General features: G+C 73.3%; 9 protein-coding genes. 2 read left to right on the top strand and 7 right to left on the bottom strand.

The window, feature by feature from the left end; genetic code table 11:
• The 4 genes from IE278_RS31725 to IE278_RS31740 all read right to left on the bottom strand — a co-directional run.
• Positions 1 to 4,809: SAV_2336 N-terminal domain-related protein (locus IE278_RS31725; protein ID WP_189777100.1), on the bottom strand; the 4,809-nt coding region annotated here is incomplete at its 3' end.
• Positions 4,799 to 5,833: an AAA family ATPase gene (locus IE278_RS31730; protein ID WP_189777102.1), complete on the bottom strand. Its 1,035-nt coding sequence runs from the start codon at positions 5,831 to 5,833 to the stop codon at positions 4,799 to 4,801. The genes IE278_RS31725 and IE278_RS31730, both read right to left, overlap by 11 nt.
• Before the next feature lie 100 nt (positions 5,834 to 5,933).
• Entirely contained in the window at positions 5,934 to 7,721 is a 1,788-nt protein-coding gene (locus IE278_RS31735; RefSeq protein WP_189777104.1) for a VMAP-C domain-containing protein, read from the bottom strand.
• A complete protein-coding gene (locus IE278_RS31740) occupies positions 7,718 to 8,146 on the bottom strand; it encodes a CU044_2847 family protein (protein WP_220451693.1) in 429 nt (142 codons plus the stop codon). Before IE278_RS31740 ends, IE278_RS31735 begins: the two co-directional genes overlap by 4 nt.
• Positions 8,147 to 8,393: 247 nt before the next feature.
• Between IE278_RS31740 and IE278_RS31745 the strand changes: the two genes are divergently transcribed.
• A complete protein-coding gene (locus tag IE278_RS31745; RefSeq protein ID WP_189777106.1) occupies positions 8,394 to 12,164 on the top strand; it encodes a S8 family serine peptidase in 3,771 nt (1,256 codons plus the stop codon).
• Positions 12,165 to 12,253: 89 nt separating this feature from the next.
• Here the strand turns inward: IE278_RS31745 and IE278_RS31750 are convergent, their stop codons facing one another.
• The 3 genes from IE278_RS31750 to IE278_RS31760 all read right to left on the bottom strand — a co-directional run bounded on the left by IE278_RS31750 (position 12,254) and on the right by IE278_RS31760 (position 16,605).
• The gene (locus IE278_RS31750) at positions 12,254 to 13,708 is read right to left on the bottom strand and encodes a carboxyl transferase domain-containing protein (RefSeq protein WP_189777108.1); all 1,455 of its coding nucleotides are present in this window, start codon (positions 13,706 to 13,708) and stop codon (positions 12,254 to 12,256) included.
• The gene (locus IE278_RS31755) at positions 13,701 to 15,185 is read right to left on the bottom strand and encodes an acyl-CoA synthetase (protein WP_189777110.1); all 1,485 of its coding nucleotides are present in this window, start codon (positions 15,183 to 15,185) and stop codon (positions 13,701 to 13,703) included. The genes IE278_RS31750 and IE278_RS31755 overlap by 8 nt, the downstream gene beginning before the upstream one ends.
• 67 nt (positions 15,186 to 15,252) lie before the next feature.
• Positions 15,253 to 16,605 (bottom strand): SLC13 family permease, encoded by a 1,353-nt coding sequence (locus IE278_RS31760; protein WP_189777112.1) that lies wholly within the window; start codon positions 16,603 to 16,605, stop codon positions 15,253 to 15,255.
• Positions 16,606 to 16,810: 205 nt separating this feature from the next.
• On the opposite strand from IE278_RS31760, the gene IE278_RS31765 reads away from it, so the two are divergent.
• On the top strand, positions 16,811 to 17,533 hold the full coding sequence (locus IE278_RS31765; protein ID WP_189777114.1) for a FadR/GntR family transcriptional regulator: 723 nt from the start codon (positions 16,811 to 16,813) through the stop codon (positions 17,531 to 17,533).
• The last annotated feature ends 84 nt before the right edge of the window (positions 17,534 to 17,617 follow it).

Genomic DNA, 17,617 nt, shown 5'->3' on the forward strand with positions numbered 1-17,617 from the left:
CGCCGGCCCGGCCGACCGCGCGACGTCGGCCTGCCGAGGGGGCGCGGCCTGCCGGGTGGTCGCGGGCGGCTGGGCGGGCGCGGGGAGGGTGGCCTCGGGGCGACGGGGGGACTGGGACCGGTGCGGGGTCCCGGACCGTTCGGCGGCCCCGGACTGTCGGGCTGTCTCGGACGGCGAGGGTGTCTCAGGTGGAGAGGGTGTCTCGGACGGTGGGGTGGTCTCGGATGGTGAGGCGGCCTCGGGTGGAGAAGGTGTCTCGGACGGTGACGCGGTCTCGGGGGGCGGTGGGGTCTTCGGATCGTGGGTGGGGGGTGGTTCGCCCTCGGGGGTCAGGCGGATCGAGCACGCCACCGAGAGCCCCGGCACCGGCCACCCGCGTAACCCGCTGTGCAGCGCGTGCTGGGCCGCGCCCGCGCGCCGGAGCGGATGGCGGCGCGTGATGCGGCGCGCCTCCCTGAGCAGGTGGTCCAGGAGCCGTTCGGACACGTTGGCGGTCTCGCCGTGCACGAAGGCCACCGGGTCGTCGACGTGCCAGGACAGCTCGACGGACGCGGTGAAGGCACCACCGCCCGAACTGGGCAGGGACAGCTCGTGGCTGGCCTGCCGCGTGGTGAGGTCGACCTCGTAGTACGTGAGGCGGGGCCCCGACGTGGGCGTACCGCTGAACGCGTCGGGGTCGAAGAGCGCCAGTGCGCCGTCGGGCGGCTGGAACACCACGGCGGTGCGCCCCGGCTCGGGGAGGGGGATCGACACCCGGCGGCGGGTGCTGAACGGGCCGCGTACGAGGTCGCGCTGCCCCGGGGGAGGGTCCGGAACGCGGTCCGGGATCTCCAGACGGCAGGACCAGGCGAGGGGCGGCCCGTCGTCGCCCTCGGGACGCAGGGGCCGGAAGTGGACCGGGCCCACCGGGACGTCACCGCTCGTCAGCTCCTCGTAGAGGACGGGGGAGACGACCACGGCGATGTCCGACTGCTCCAGAGAGGGGGGCAGCGGGGTGGTGAGGGGAGGGCGCGCGGTGTGCCAGAACGTCAGCCGGATCCTGGGCGGGTCCGGTACCTCCAGGAGGATGTCGGGCAGATCGCGCAGCGTCGCGGTCAGCACGTTCAGCACGGATGCCCCGGGCGAGGTGAGGACGAGGTAGCCGTTGTCGACGGCCTGCATGTCGTACTGGTCGGAGGTCAGACCGCTCAGCGAGAGCAGCCAGGCCATGGTGTGGGAGAGCGTGCTGTGGGCTCCCCGGTGGCCGCCGGGTTCCGTGAACTCCATGGTGACGGTCGGCCGGTTGTCGTCGGGGGCGGCCCGCAGTTCGCGGTACAGCTCCAGCAGCGTGGGGTCGGGCTCGCCGAACTGCCGGTCCTGCAGCTCCTCGTACGCCTCGTACGAGTCGATGGCCTCGGCGACGCGGCCCTGGCCCTTGAGGGCGAGCATGTGCAGGCGCCGGAAGTCCTCGCGGTCGGGGTGGAAGCGGAGCAGATCGCCGAGGTCGGCGGCGGCCTGCTCGAACCGGCCCAGTTCCAGGTCGAGTTCGGCGCGCGTGACGCAGAGCGTGAGCCGCAGGGCGCGCAGGCGGGTGCGGGTCGTCTCCGCGGCGGGCCCGGGAACGTCGTCGACAGGGTGGCCGTCCCACAGGTCGAGCGCGCGCTGGACGGCGTCGCGGGCCTCGGTCGGATCTCCGGCGTCCCGGCGGGACTTCGCCGCGGCGATCAGTTCCTGGCAGCGGTTCACGTCGATGGTGTGCGGGGTCGCGTACAGGGCGTAGCCGTCGGCGGTGGTGGCCACTACCCCGGGGCCGAGGGTGTCGCGCAGTCCCCCCGCGTACGTGGCCAGGAGTCGTCCGGCGCGCTGGGGAGGGCGCTGTCCCCACAGGCCGGCCGTCAGTTCGTCGTACGTCACCGTCCGGCCGTGCCAGAGGAGCAGCATGCTGAGCAGGGCCTGTTCGCGCGGGGAGTTGGCGGGCAGGGTCCGGCGCCCCCGGCTGATCCGTACGGGTCCCAGCAGCCGATAGCGGTACTCGTGTGCGGTGACGGCGTCCAGCAGCCGGGAGTAGGACGGGGTCAGGAACAGGTCCCTGCCGCGGCGCTGGGTCGCCAGGTCCGTGGCGACGAGGGGCCGGACGGCGTCGTCGAACCCCGACCGGAACTCACCCGGAACGCCGCCCAGCTCGCCGGGCGGCTCTCCCTCGGCCAGTTCGCGCAGCAGGTGTCCGAGGTCCTCCAAGTCTTTCGATTCGCCCCGCGTATCGTCCGCCGCCGACGCGTGGGGCGAGATCTGCGCGCGGGATGAGATCTGCGCGGGGGGCGAGATCTGCGCGAGGGGCGAGATCTGTACGGTGCCGTCCGGGCGCAGCAGCAGGCTGTGGGGGGTGAGTCCGCCCTGTACGACGCCGTGTGCGTGCAGCGCCTTCAGACCTTGCGCGACCTGCTGGGCCAGGGGTGCGAGCAGGGTGAAGGGGAGCTGGAAGCCGCCCTCGGCGGTGAGTTCCGCGACGGTGAGTCCTTCCATGAACTCCGTGACCAGGTACGCGGTGCCGTCCTCGAAGCCGTCATCGAAGCCGTAGTCGTGCACGGCGAGCACATTCGGGTGCTCCACGCCCGCGAGGGTCCGCGCGGTCTCCAGGAACCGCTGCCGCCGTTCCGGCGCGACGGTGTACCGGTGCACCGTGACCGTCCGGTCGAGCCGGGTGTCCCGGGCGTGGGCGTGCGTCACGTGTGTGCCCGGGCCCAGGGGGCGTTCGAGCCGGTATCTGCCGAGCACGAGTTCCGCGGTGCTCTTCGAGGGCGGGCCGCCCATCCGCCGTACGGACTCCTCCCGCACGGCGGCGAACGGTTCGCCCGCAGCCTCCTCGCCCCCGGGGCCCGTACCCCTGCCGCCCGGGGCGAGCACGCGGAACTCACCGGCCGACAGGCCGGCCCGTTCGTCGATCAACGCGCCCACGCGGGACAGGAGTTCGGAGGTGCGGCCGTACGCGGAGCGGGGCAGGGTGCGGCGCAGCAGCTCCCGTACACCGGGCCGGAAGACGTATGATCCCGTCGCCCCCGGGAGCGCGATCAGCGCGCCGCTGAGAATGACCTCGGCCAGGTGCTGGGGCCGGGGGTGCCGCTCGATCGCCGCGTGGACCAGCCGCATCACCGGCAACTCCGTTGCTCCGACGGCCAGATGACCGGCCAGCCGGAAGGCCTCCGGGGAGGCGAGGGAGCGGAAGCGCAGCAGCAGTTCCTCGGCGGAGAGCCGCTCGACGTCGCTGAGGCCGTGCTCGTCGACCGGTGCGGGTGGCGGGCCGGTCCCCAACAGGCCTACGGCGCCCGGTAGTCGGCCGCCGCCCGCGACCAGGGACGACCAGTTCGCCAGCCAGGGTGCCGAGGCCTCCAGTACGGGGAGGGGGAGGATGCCGTGTGGCAGGTCCTCCAGCGCGTACGAGTCGACGGCGTACGAGGAGTTGGGCGTCGCCGGGCCCGGTGCGGTGATCCGCGCGGTCGTGGCCGGGAGGGCGGTGGTGCGCCACAGGCGTTCCGGCAGCGGCTGGACCAGGGCGACCGGCATCCGGGCCGACCAGCGGCGCAGTGTGCCGTACCAGCGGGCGCCCGGCGGGCCGTCCCGCCACTGCGGGCCCATGCAGTCGCTGAGGAGGAGGGTGACCGTACGGCCGTCGGCGAACGACTCCTGCGAGCCGGGGCGGCGTACCGTGCCGTCGGCTTCCAGCCGGTGCAGTTCCACCGTGCGGAAGATGCCCGACTGTGCGAGTGCGGTGTGCAGTTCGCGTACGAGCGGGCGCCAGACGGGCATCGTCGGGCCGGTGTCGTGCACGAGGTGCAGGGTCAGCCAGCGCTCGGTCATCGGCCGCAGCACGGGCAGCCACCACTGGGGTGCGGCTCCGAGCCGGGCGATGCGGTGCGCTGTGGCCGCCTCGTCGAGTTCCTGGCCGACCGGGGCGGGGACGCTTCGCTTGAGGGGGCGGAGGGCTCGTTGGAGGGTGAGGGGGTGGGGGAGCATCGGGGGTGCGGGGGCGAGGAGGGAGGTGAAGGGGCCTTGCGCCTCCCGGCCGCCGGTCGGTGTGCCGGGGCCGGGGCCTGGCAGGCGGAGGGGGACGCGGGTGTCCGAAGGCTCGGGGCGGGCCGGGATCTCGGGTGCGGGTCCGCTGGGGCCGGCCGCGCGGTTCCCCGCGCCCCTCAGGTCGGTCGGGGTGGCCGCCTCGGGAGAGTGCGGCCGGTCCGTGGCGGGGGATGCCGTGGGGCGGGGCGGGGGAGCGGGTGTCTCGGGGGGCGGGATATGGGCCGCCAGCCAGAGGACTTCGGCCAACTCGACGGCGGTGGGCACCGGGCCGCTGCGCGCTTGAGCGAGCAGGCCGGCGAGGAGGGCGACGCCTGTGGCGCGAGCGGCATCCGTGCCGCCCGTGCCACCTGTGCTGCCTGCGGCACCCGTGCCGTCCGCGCTGCCCGTGCCGCCTGCGGCTCCCGTGGCGCCCAGGTCACCCGCAGCGCCCGCCCCGCCTTCGGCGCCCGTGCTGTCCGTGCCACCTGTGCCGGCCGCGCTGACCCCGCTGGCCGCAGCTCCCGTGCCCCCTGCGGCTCCCGTGCCGTCCGTGGCGCCCGGGCTGTCTGTGCCGCCCGCGCTGCCCATACCGTCCGCAGTGTCCGTACCGCCCGTGCTGCCCGCGCAGCCCGTGCCACCCGCAGCGCCCGTGCCACCCGCAGCGCCCGTGCCGCCCGCGTCGGCCGTGTCCGCCGCGCCGCCCGCAGCGTCCGTGGGGCCCGCGTTGCCTGCGGCTCCCGCAGCGGCTCCGCCCTCGCCCGTCTCAGGGTCAGAACGCATCCGGTTCTTCTCCTGGGTGGCTTAGGTAGGGCATTAGTTGGTCGGCCAGGTCGTTGCGGGATGTGGCGTCTGTGCCTGCTACGCCCGTCAGGTAGATCGCGTTGAGGAGTTGGTCCGTGGCCAGTTCGCCTTCGGTTCCGCGGGAGAGGAAGCGCTCGATCAGGGCGCGGGCGTATGCGTCGGGTTCGCCCAGGTGGGCGCGGACGATGTGTTCCAGGTGGGCGGCGCGGGGCTGGTGGAGTTCGAGGCGCACGCAGCGGCGCAGGAAGGCCGGCGGGAACTCGCGTTCGCCGTTGCTGGTCAGGACCACGAAGGGGAAGGCCCGGCAGCGGACCCGGCCGCGCGAGACCCCGACCCGTTCGTCCGTGCCGTCGATCATGACCTCGGCCGTGGGGGTGTGCCGGGCGGAGCGGACCAGCTCGGGGATCTCGTACTGGCCCTCCTCCAGGATGTTGAGGAGGTCGTTCGGCAGGTCCAGGTCGCTCTTGTCGATCTCGTCGATCAGCAGCGCCCGCGGACGGCCGTACGGGAGGAGCGCCGTGCCGAGCGGTCCGAGCCGCAGATGGTCCTGCAGCTCGCTGTCCTCCGGGAGCACGGGGCCGGCCGCGGAGTCGGGACGGGCGTCGCGTGCGGCCGCGTACAGGCGGGACAGCGGGTCGTACTGGTACAGGCCGTTGTGCAGCGTCGTGCGGCTGGTGATGTTCCAGCGGAGGACGGGGCCCAGCCGCAACTCCCTCGCCACCGCGTACGCCAGGCTCGACTTCCCGCTGCCCGGCGGGCCCGTCACCAGGAGCGGCCTGCGCAGATAGAGGGCCGCGTTGACGAGCTGCACGGCGCGGTCCGTGGCGCGGTACGTGCGAGCCCGGTGCCGGCGGTCCGGCGACGTGGCCGACGCGTCGTCATCCTCGGCGGGCGTCGCCAGCTCCGGGCCGCCGTCGAAGTCACGCCAGGGCGGCGGCGCGGGCAGCTCGGCGATGCCGTCGTGGGGCTCGCTCGCTCCCGTGTAGACGGGCCACAGGGACATGGTCTCTCCGAACGTGTTCCGATGTGCGGTTCTGGCTTCCGTTGTGCGGTTCTGGCTTCGGTGGTCTGTTCAGCAGGGCTGTGCGTCTGTTCGGCGTGGTCTAGCCGACCGGGTTGTGCAGGTAGCCGGTGGGATCAGGCAGGCATTCGGGGTCCTCCCACAGCAGGGCCAGGTCGTACGCCCAGTGCGGCTCCGGGGCGTCGGATGCGTACGCCGTCTCGCGCAACTCGTGCACGAAGCGCGGCAGTTCGCGGGGCGGCAGTTTCGCCAGGTGTTCGGCGAGGCGGTCCAGGAACTCCGCGCCCCGGCAGTCACCCGACTCCCCGCACCGGTGCTCGCCCCGGCAGCCGGTGCGCGGCCACAGCATCACCGGCACCGCCGCGTTCAGGCTCGCCTGGAACAGTCGCCGGACCCGGTCCGCGCGCGGCGGCGTGGCGAAACCCACCATGTCGGCGTCGCGGCGCAGCCCGATGGTCAGTTTCACCTGGTCCTGGCCGACCGACCAGCAGTCGATACGGTGCAGCCGGGCCGCCGGCCGCTCGTCCAGGTACTGCCACTTCTGCCGGAGCTTGTGCTGCAGACCGCCGCTGCGCCGACGCTCCAGGTCCAGCACGACGAGCGGTGCGAAGGAGCCGAGCGGGCTGTCGTCGTCCGCGCTGCGCTGCCAGTGCGCCACGTCCGTGTTGAGCCAGCGGCGCGGCAGCACGAAGGCCAGCAACTCGCGGGCTCCGACCGACAGTTCGCGGTACGCCTCGTCGATCCGCTCCAGTGTGTACGGGCGTACCCGGTCGACCGGGAGGCGGCGCGAGCCCACCACCCGCCGGTGCCCGCCGTTGTACGCGGACACCTCCACCAGGAAGGACCCGTCGCCGGAGCCGCTGGGCGCGATCTCGACGAGGATCGGCGACCAGGTGTGCGCGGCGTCGCGGGCGGCCCCGCGCGAGGGTCTTCCGGGGGCCGGGTCGGGACGGTGGGCCTGCGGCGCCGAGGGCCAGGCGCGCAGGGCGGTCCGGGTGGGGGCGTCGTCCACGAAGTCGGCGAGGCGGGCCGTGAAGCGGGTGACGGCGGCCGGGTCCGGTACCTCGGAGAGGAGGTACCAGGCCGCGTCCCAGAGGGAGGTGAAGCGGTGGGGAGGGAGCGGGGGGCCCAGGGGGCCTACGGCGTCCTGGTACAGCCGTTCGGGACCGTATTCCGGGGCGCCGGTGGGAGCGGGGGCTGCGGAGGCTGGTTGGTCCAGTTGTCGCAGTAGGTGTCTCAGGTGTTCCTTCTGCTGCTGGTCGTAGTCCGGGGTCGGGATCAGGTCCGCCAGGCGGGGCCAGTAGCGGGCCATGACCTGGGCGGGGAGCATCCGGCCGTTGCGGATCTCGGGGCTGCGGGCGGCGGCCGAGACCATGCCCACGACCCGGCCGGTGTCCGCGAGGGTCACGGCCGCGCCGCTGAACCCCGGCGCGAGCGGCTGCCCGTGCGCGGCCCACGACTCCAGCTGGACCCACTCGCCGGCGATCAACTGCCGCGCGGTGGCCCGGTATTCGGCGAGCGTCCCCTCGTCGTACCGCTTGGGGAAGCCGTAGGCGAGGAGCCTGCGCGGCGGATCCCCGTACGCGTCGGTCGGCGTCGCGAACTCCGCCGGCTTCAGCGGCACCGGCCGGTCCAGCTCCAGTACGGCCAGATCGCCCGGGTCGCTCTCGCGGCCGTCCCAGCCGCCGTGCGCGACCACCCGGGCGGGGATCTCCTCGTAGCCACCGTGCGCGAAGGACACCGCGACCGAGTCGGTGTCCCTGCGCGCCACGACATGGGCGCAGGTCAGAACGTGCCGCTCGGTGACGAGGAAACCGGCACCGGTGTCCCGCCCGCAGCTGATTCTCGCGTGCCAGGAAGCGCTGCTCATGGGCGCGGGGTGGTCTCCGGGGAAGTGGGGGCGGACTCGGGTGGGGCGAGGACGGCGGGGGTGGCGGGGGTTGCGGGGGCCGCGGAGGCGGGATCCGGGAGGTCGGCCGGGCGCTCGGGCGACCAGGCGAGCTTGACCACGAGGTGGCCCTCGACCGCGCTCTTCGCGATCAACGCGCCCGCCTCCGCCGTGAGTTTGACGCCGAACTCGATCTCCACGGAGTCGGGCTTCAGCGAACCGTCCCTGAACACGCGGAGCGCGGCGCCGGCGGCGGCCCGTACCCCCTCCAGCGAGCCCTCGAAGGTGCGGGTCGCCGCGACCGTACCGTCCGCCCGGGCCACCAGGCGGGAACCCGACTCGTCCTCGGCTCCCTCGACGACGACCACGGCCCCGTCATCGGTCTTGAACTCCACTAATCCGTCCATGGCACCGCACATCCCCCGTGTCCGTCACTGGTGAGCACCTTCATTGTCACGGACGGTACTTGGCGCTGTCGCGGTTTCCACCGGTCGTTCACCGCTCGCTCGGCGCAACCTGGCGGAAAACCGCCAGGGCAGCTTCCCGCCAGGCTCCGTCCGCGCCACCGCGACACCGGCCCCCCGACACTCTTCGCAGCACCTGGGCACCACCAGACCCGGCAAGCTCCGAGAAGGTCAGAGACGAGGGGCACGGATGAACATCAGAGGATCCGCGAGACACGGGGCGGCGCTCGCGTCGGCCGGGCTCGTACTCGCCCTCCTTCCCGCGGGCGGGGCCCACGCGCAGGACCCCGGCGCCCGGCCCCGTACCTCCACCGCGTCCGCCGCCCACACCGTCACCCTCGTCACCGGCGACCGGGTCACCGTCACCGAACTCGGCGGCGGCAGGCGGACGGTGACCGTCGAGCGGGCGAAGGGGGCGACCGGCGCGGTCCGTACGCAGACAGCGAACGGCGCCCTGACCGTCGTACCGGACGAGGCGCTGCCGTATCTGCGGGCGGGCACCCTGGACCGGCGGCTGTTCGACGTGGACGAGCTGATACGCCAGGGCCTCACCGACCGGAAGACCGACGAGCTGCCCCTGATCGTCACGTACGAGAAGGGCGCGCGGGCGGTGACTCCGCGCGGAGCCGAGCGGAGCCGCGCGCTGCCCAGCATCCGCGGGGCCGCCGTCGCGGCGGACAAGGGGCGTACGTTCTGGCAGGCCCTCACCCGGCAGGACGGGACCGGCGACGACGGGTCCGGCGACGACGGGTTCGGGGCGGACGGGTTCGGCGCGGACGGGATCGGCAAGGTCTGGCTCGACGGGCGCGTCCGTGCGGAGATGGCCGAAAGCAACGCCCAGATCGGTACGCCGGAGGCCTGGGAGGCGGGGCTGACCGGCAAGGGCGTCACCGTCGCGGTACTGGACACCGGGGCGGACGTCGGCCATCCCGATCTCGCCGGGCGGGTCTCCGTGACGAAGAGTTTCATCGAAGGGGAAGAGGTGGCCGACCGCAACGGCCACGGCACGCACGTCACGTCGACCGTCGGCGGCAGCGGCGCCGCGTCCGGCGGCAAGGAGAAGGGCGTAGCACCCGGCGCCACGCTCGCCGTCGGGAAGGTGCTCGGCGACCAGGGCTCGGGCAGCGAGTCGCAGATCATCGCGGGCATGGAATGGGCCGCGCGGGACGTCGGCGCCACGGTCGTCTCCATGAGTCTCGGGTCGACGGAGCCCAGCGACGGCACCGACCCCATGGCCCAGGCCGTCGAGACGCTCACGAAGGAGACCGGCGCGCTCTTCGTCGTCGCCGCAGGCAACACCGGCGCCCCCTCGTCCATCGGCTCGCCCGGCGCGGCCGACTCCGCGCTGACGGTCGGCGCGGTCGACTCCGCGGACCTGGCCGCGTACTTCACCAGCGCGGGCCCCCGCCACGGCGACAACGCCCTGAAGCCCGACCTGTCCGCCCCGGGCGTCGACATCCTCGCCGCCCGCTCCCAACTCTCCGCGGGCAGCGGCGACTACACCGCCATGAGCGGTACGTCGATGGCGACACCCCATGTCGCGGGTGTGGCCGCCCTCCTCGCCGAACGGCACCCCGACTGGACCGGCGCGCGGCTCAAGGACGCGCTCATGTCGACGTCCCGGCAACTCGACTCCTCCGCCTATGTCTTGGGGGCCGGACGCGTGAGTGTGCCCGACGCGGTGAAGGCGGAGGTCACGGCCACCGGGAGCGCCGATCTGGGCTACTACCGCTGGCCGTACGAGTCCAACCGGCCGGTCACCAGGACCGTCACCTACACCAACTCGGCCGACAAAGCGGTTGAGTTGAGGCTGACCGTGGCGGGCGTGCCCGACGGGGTCGCGACGCTCGCCGACTCCACCCTGACCGTCCCCGCGCACGGCACCGCCGCCACGACCGTGACGGGGGACGGCGGCAAGGCCCCGGTGGGCAACACCAGCGGGCGGATCGTGGCGTCGACTGCGGACGGCACGCCCGTCGCGCACACCGCCTTCGGGCTGGTCAAGGAGGAGGAGCGGTACACCCTCACCGTCCACGTCAAGGACCGGGACGGCGACGCCACCGCCGCCGACCTCGTGGTGCAGCGACTCGCCGAGGGCGTCGATCCGTTCCCGGAGCACGTCGGTGAGACGGGCACGGTCGAACTGCGGCTCCGGCCGGGCACGTACAGCCTGAACACCTTCCTCGACGTGCGCGGCAGCCGTGGCGCCGACTCGCTCGGGCTCGGCTTCCTCGCGGCACCCGAGATCGAACTCGACCGGGACCGTGAAGTGACGCTCGACGGAAGCCGGTTGAGGGAGATCGCGGCCCGCGTCGACCGGCGTACCGAGACCCGGCAGCTGCTCATGGAGTACGCCCGGGCGGCGAACGGCTCGGACGTGTTCGGGGCCGTCCAGGTGCCCATCAAGTACGACAGTGTCTTCGCGGCGCCCACCGCGAAGGTGACGAAGGGCAGCTTCGAGTACCGGACCGTGTGGCGGCTCGGGAAGCCGGTGCTGGAGGTCAGGGGCGTCGGGGAGGCCGTGGTGCAGCCCGGGGGCACGCTCGTCGAGGGCCGCCGCAAGCTCCCGCTCGTCGATGTCGGCACCGGCGACTACGGCGGGCGGAACGTGCGGGGCAAGGCCGTCCTCATCCGGATGAAGGAGGGCGCGGTGCCCTCCGGCATCGCCCAGGCCGCCCAGGACGCGGGCGCCGAGGCGCTGTTCGTGACGGACGACGTCCCGGGGCGGCTCAACGCCTGGTTCGGCACCGACGACAACGCGGACCGGCCGCTCCAGATCGCCACCGTCGACGCGGCGGACGCGGCGCGACTGCGGTCGGCGGGACGGGCCGAGATGAACGGGACACGCAACACGCCCTACACGTACGACCTTTCGGAAGGCCACAAGGGGAGCATCCCGGCGCGTGACCTCACCTATGAGCCGTCACGCCGCCAACTCGCCGTGCTGGACACGGATTTCCACGCGGTGAAGCCCGTCGCGGGCAGTGAGTTCCGGTACTCGCTCACCGACGACTCGTTCCCCGTCGGCATCGGCTTCCAGGAACGGGCCGACTTCCCGGCCGAGCGGACCGACTACGTGTCCACGGGCCCCGGCCAGCTCTGGCACGAGTCCGTCACCATGGGCGCCGGGGACCTGGAACAGCGCAGCGGGCTCGTCCGCTACCGAGGGGGTACGAGTGCGGACCTCGACTGGTTCCGGCCGGTCTGGCATCCCTGGCTCGGCACCGGGCTCGGCTGGGGGCAGCAGCGCTCCGGCTCGACACTGCAGTTCAACGTCCCCGGCTGGGGCGACTCCGGGCCCGACCACACCGGCTTCGGCAACGTGTGGGACGAGAGCAGCGGCATGACGCAGTTCACCGAGGTCTACCTCGACGGGGAGTCGGTCGACCGGCGGACCGGCTCCGGTGCGTACGTCTGGGACGCGCCCGCCGACGAGCACACGTACAAGGTCGTCACGGACACGACCCTGGACGCGGACCGCTGGGAGGTCGCCGTGAAGGGCCGCTCCGAGTGGACCTTCCGGTCGGCGGCCACCCCGGGGGACCGCTGGACGACCCTCCCACTGATCAACCTGGGCTTCGACATCGACACGGACCTCGCGGGCCGGGTACGGGGCGGCAGCCGCCTGCCGGTGAGCATCAGTGCCTCGCACGTGACGGACGCCGCCGCCGACTCCGCGGGGGCGCGGGGAACTGCGCGGCCGGCCCGGAGCGACCCGCGGCCGACAGCGGACGCTCCGTCCCCCGGGACCATCGGCGGGGCGAGCCTCGAAGTCTCGTACGACGAAGGCAAGTCGTGGCGGACGGTGAAGGTGTCCGGTGCCGACGCTGGCGCTGGCGTCTGGCGGGGGACTCTGCGTGTGCCGCGCGACGCCGAGTACGTGTCGCTGCGGGCCTCGGCGGCCGACGACCGGGGCGGCTCGGTGAGCCAGGAGATCATCCGGGCGGTGGGCGTGCGGTAGCCGCGAGGTGAGCGGGTGGTGGGGGGACGGGAGCGGGTGGTGGGCGGATGCTGGACGCCGCCCACCACCCCCACTACCCACCGCCCGCGCTACGAAGCTGGTGGCGCCGGTGACGCTGAGGGCTCCGGTGACCGCAGCGGCTCCACTACTCCGCGCACGACCCCCAGCTCCACCAAGTCCTGCGGCCGAATGTGGAGTTGGTCGGCCGTGGCCCGTACCTCCGCCGCCGGGCGCTTGAGGATGGCAGCCGCGAGTTCGGGGGCGATGACGGAGAAGTAACTGTCGGGCGTGGCCCATGTGTTGTCGGGGGCCGCGAGAGCCAGCGCACCACCCGAGCCGCCCTCCCCGATCAGCAGCGTGGTGACCGGGGTCTCCGCGGCTGCCACCGCTCCGAACAGCTCCGCGATCGCCGCCCCCGCGCCCTGCCGCTCCGCCTCCGCGTCGTTGGCGGCACCCGGGGTGTCCACCAAGGTCAGTACGGGGATACGGAGTTGGTCCGCGAGCCGGATCAGCCGGGTGGCGGTGCGATAGCCGGCGGGGCGCGTGGCGGTGCCGGTCTGGGCCGCGTAGGCGACCGTACGGCCGTCCTCCGCCCGGACGCCGAAACCGCAGAGCATGCCCTCGTCGCTGCCGCCGCAGCGGTCACCGCTGATCGCCGCCCGATGGATGAGGAAGGCGTCCAAGTAGGCCTCGGCGCGCGGTCGTTGAGGAGCGCGGGCGGCGCGTACCGCCTCCCAGCCGGTGGCCGGGAGACCGGCGTCGCCCAGCGCCGGGGGCGGCGGCACGGGGTCCGTCGACGGGTTGCTCAGGAGCCGGAGCCAGAGCGCCAGCGCCGCCGGCAGCTCCCGCTCGGGCACCACCGCGTCGACCGCCCCCGCCGCGCACTGCGCCTCGGCCGTGTACGCGGCCGGGTCGGCGTCGGGCGGGCGGACCCGCGAGCCCGCGAAGCCCACCTGCGCGCCGGGCAGCGCGAGGATCACATCGGCGCCCGCGCCCAGGGTGGCCCAGCCGCCGCCCGTGGTCGGGTCGCGCAGCACGGCGATCTGGGGGAGCCGGGCCGCCCGGGTGAGCGCCGACTGCCGCGCCACGCGCTGGAGTTGGACGAGTGCGCGCATGCCTTCCTGCATACGGCTGCCGCCCGTCGCGACGAGGGAGACGACCGGGAGGCGGTGTTCGCGCGCGTAGGTGTGCGCGGCCTCCAGCCGGTCGCCCGTGCGCTCGCCCAGCGAACCACCGAGGAACCCGAACTCGAAGGCGATCAGCACGGCCGTGGTCGTACCGCCGTCCTCGCCGCCGATGGCGGCGGTGCCGCAGACGACGGATTCCTCCTCGCCGGTGCGGCCCGCGGCCCGGGCACGCGAGGCGTCGTACCCCTGCCAGGCCAGGGGGCCGTCGGGCCCGTACGAGCCCGGTGAGTCGGGGGCGGGCAGTTCCGTGAAGTCGGTGAAGTCGGTGAAGTCGGTGAAGTCGGTGGCGACCAGGGCGATCGCCTCGCGGGCCGTGCACCGCCGGGAGGCCTCGGGCGCCCCGGGCGGCTCAGTCATGGGCCAGCGCACGCTTCATGATCTTGCCCATGTCGTTGCGGGGCAGGGCGTCGAGATGGTGGACGACCCGGGGACGCTTGTGCGGGGCGAGACGGTCGGCCACATGGTCCGCCAACTCTGCGGTGGAAGGCGGGTTTTGCGGGTCGGAGGGCACGATCCACGCCACGATCCGCTCGCCGAGGTCGGCGTCCGGCTCGCCCGTGACCGCGGCCTCCCGTACGCCCGGGTGCTCGATGAGCGCGTTCTCGATCTCGCCCGCCCCGATCTTGTAGCCGCCGCTCTTGATGAGGTCGGTGGCCTTGCGGCCGACGATGCGTACGTATCCGTCGGGGTCGCGCACCGCCATGTCGCCGGTGCGGAACCAGCCGTCCTCGGTGAACGCCGCCGCCGTCGCGTCGGGGCGGTTCAGGTACTCGGTGAAGAGGTTCGCACCCCTGACCTGGATCTCGCCCACGGTCTCCCCGTCGTACGCCTCCACGGCCGTCGTGCCGTCCTCCTCCGTCAGCCGCAGCTCGACGCCGGGCAGCGGTACGCCGACCGTGCCCGCGCGGGGCTCGCCGTCGGCGCGGACACTGGTGTTCATCAGGGTCTCGGTCATCCCGTACCGCTCGATGACCCGACGGCCCGTCGCCCGCGCGATCCGCTCGTGGTCGTGCATCGGGAGGGCCGCCGAACCGGACACGAGCAGCCGTGCCCCCGCCAGCGCCTTCGCGAGCGCCGGGTCGTCGGGCAGGGACTCCGCGATCCGGTGGTACATCGTCGGCACCCCGAACAACATCGTGGCCCCGCCGCTCAACTCCCGTGTCACGCCGGCCGTCTCGAAGCGGCCGAGGTGCCGTACGGAGCCGCCGCGGCGCAGCGGGCCGAGGATGCCCAGGATCAGGCCGTGCACATGGAAGAGGGGCAGGCCGTGCACGAGGACGTCGTCGCCGGTCCACCGCCAGGCGTCCGCGAGGGCGTCCAGGGTGGTGGCGACGGCCCGGCGGGGGATGACGGCACCCTTCGGGGGGCCGGTGGTGCCGGAGGTGTAGACGACGAGGGCGGGCAGCTCATCGGCGAGGTGGCGCGCGTCCGGGGCGGGGGACGTGGCCGGCCCCGTGGCGCGTACGTCGATGTCGACGCGCGCCAAGGAGGCCAGGGCGGCGGGGAGTTGGTCGTCGGGGGCGGCCAGCACCAGGCTCGGCGCGCTGTCCGCCACGATGTGCCCCAGCTCGCTCCCGCCCGACCTCGGGTTGAGCGGCACGGCGGGGACACCGGCCAGCAGCGCGGCGACCACGGCGACGGCCGTCTCCAGGGTGGGCGTGGCCCATACGGCGATCCGGCCCGCCTCCCCGATACGGGCTGCCAGCGGGGCGGCCGTCGCCGCGAGTTCGCCGTAGGTCAGGGAGCGGTCGCCGAAGCGCAGGGCCGGCCGGTGCGCGGCGGTGCCGTCCGGGTCCGCCAGAGCCTCGGTCAGGGCCGGGAAGAGAGAGGACACGCGTGCGTACTCCTTGATCGTCGGTCGTTCGTACGAGGGTGCCGGACCCGGCGGGGCGTGCCGGTGGTCACCCCCAGTCGGGTACCACCAGCGCGAGCCACACCACGGCGGGGACCACGGCCACCACAATCCCTCCATACATCATCAGCTGCCGGAAGAAACGCTCCCGGTCGACACCGGGTGCCGCGGCGAGAACCAGGGCGCCGTTCGTCGAGAACGGGCTCACGTCCACCACGGTCGCCGACACCGCGAGCGCCGCGACCATGCCGATCGCGCCGATCTCGCCCTGCGCGAGGAACGGCACCGCCAGCGGGATCAGCGCGCCCATGATGCCGACCGAGGAGGCGAACGCGGAGACCAGCGCGCCGATGTAGCAGAGCAGGACGGCCGAGAGCAGGGGTACGCCGATGTCGCTGACGCCCTCGCCCGCCCAGTCGATCGTGCCCATCTCGTCGAGGACACCGACGTACGTCAGCACACCGCAGATCAGCAGGACCGTCGGCCAGGCGATCTGACCGACGGCGTTGCGGCTGTCCTCGGGCCAGGCGGTGCTGAGCAGGACGGCGAGGGTGATGGAGGTGAGCCCGGCGTCCAGGTCGAAGGCGAGCACGGCGACGACGAGTGCGACGAGGGCGGCGAGGGTGGCGATACGGGCGGGGTTGAGCCGTGAGGTGTCGTCGTCGGGGACCAGCCTTTCCCCGTTCTCCTTCTCCTTGTCCTTGTCCTTGTCCTTGTCCTCTTCCTTCGTCTTCTTCCCGTCCTCGTCGCCGTCCCGGTCGGCTTCTGTGGCCTTCTGCCGGTCGGTCTCCTCGGCGCGGCTCAGTTTCAGCCCTCCGAACAGCACGAACACCACGGCGGCGATCACGAGGTTGACGATGAGGGAGGCGAGGAAGAGGGCGATCTCGCTGCCGGGGAGGTCCTCGCGCTCGACGATGCCGTTGACGATCGACCCGTAGATGCTGATGGGGGAGAAGCCGCCGCCCTGGGCGCCGTGCACGACCATCGCGCCCATCAGCAGCGGGCTGATGGAGTAGCGCGCGGCGAAACTCAGGGCGATCGGCGCGACGATGGCGACGGCGGCCGGACTGACCGCGCCGATCGCGGTGAGCGCGCCGGTCAGCACGAACATCACCCACGGGATCAGCACGACGCGCCCGCGCACGAGCCGGATCGAGGCGTGCACCAGCCAGTCGGTCGTGCCGTTGGCGCGGGCGATCGCGAAGAGGTACGTCACGCCGACGAGTACCACGAAGAGGTCGCCGGGGAAGCCGGCGAAGATCTTGTCGGCGTCGAGGTCGGCGACGAGTTCGCCCACTCCGAAGGCGGCGGCGAAGGCGAGGGCGCCCATGTTGATGGAGCGGGTGGTGGCGATCACGAACACCACGACGAGCACGAGGATCGATATCAGTTCGGCGGACATACGGGCTCCCGTCTTTGGGTCCCTTGTCGAGTGGGGAGGGGGGTACGGCGGCGGGGTGGGGGGCGGCGGTACGACCGGGCAAGTGGCTGAGTGGCCAAGTGGCTGAACCACATTGGGCGGCCGTGGTGGAGAGCGTCAAGAGAGATGACGTAAATTGGCTCAGCCACTCATCCACCAGATCGAGAGGTAAGGGGGAAGACCGGACATGACCGACCCGTTGCGGCCCATGGGGTCCAAGCCGCGCCTGTACGAGCAGGTCCTCGACCGGCTGCGCAGTTACGCCGCCGAGGGCGGCCTCGGTGCCGGTGACCGGCTGCCGCCCGAGCGCGATCTGGCGGCCAGGCTCGGGGTCAGCCGCGCCTCCGTGAAGCAGGCCATAGTGGTCCTGGAGGTCCAGGGGCTGGTCGAGGTCCGCCACGGCGGCGGCACGTACCTGCTCCGCGACACCCTCGACGCCGAACCGGTGGAGCAACTCGTCGACCGGCGGCGCCGGTTGCCCGACGTACTCGACGCGCGCGAGGCCCTGGAGACCAAACTCGCGGAGCTGGCCGCCGAGCGGCGCACCGACGAGGACGTGGCCGCCATGGACTCCGCGCTCGCGCACATGCGGGCCGAGATCACGGCGGGCGGACACGGGGTGGAGGGCGACCGGCTCTTCCACGCGGCGGTCACGGCCGCCGGGCACAGCACGATACTCGCCGAGTTCATGCGCTCCATCGCCGACCAGATCACCGAGAGCCGGCACGAGTCGCTGCGCCAGCCGGGGCGGCCGACGCGTTCCCTGACCCAGCACCGGGCGATCTTCGACGCGATCGTGGCCCAGCAGCCGGGGCGGGCCGCCGCGGCGATGCGGCGGCACGTACAGACGGTGGCGCGGGTGCGGTTGCTGGACTGGGACCCCGAGGACAGCGAGCGGCAGGGGACCTGAGGGCGTGGTGGTGAGCGGCGAGGCGGTGAGCGGCGAGGTCACCGACGGGCGTGATTAGGATCGGTCGTCATGACCGAGTCCACA

The organism is Streptomyces tauricus, from assembly GCF_014650955.1.
In the GTDB taxonomy this organism is placed as follows: domain Bacteria; phylum Actinomycetota; class Actinomycetes; order Streptomycetales; family Streptomycetaceae; genus Streptomyces; species Streptomyces tauricus.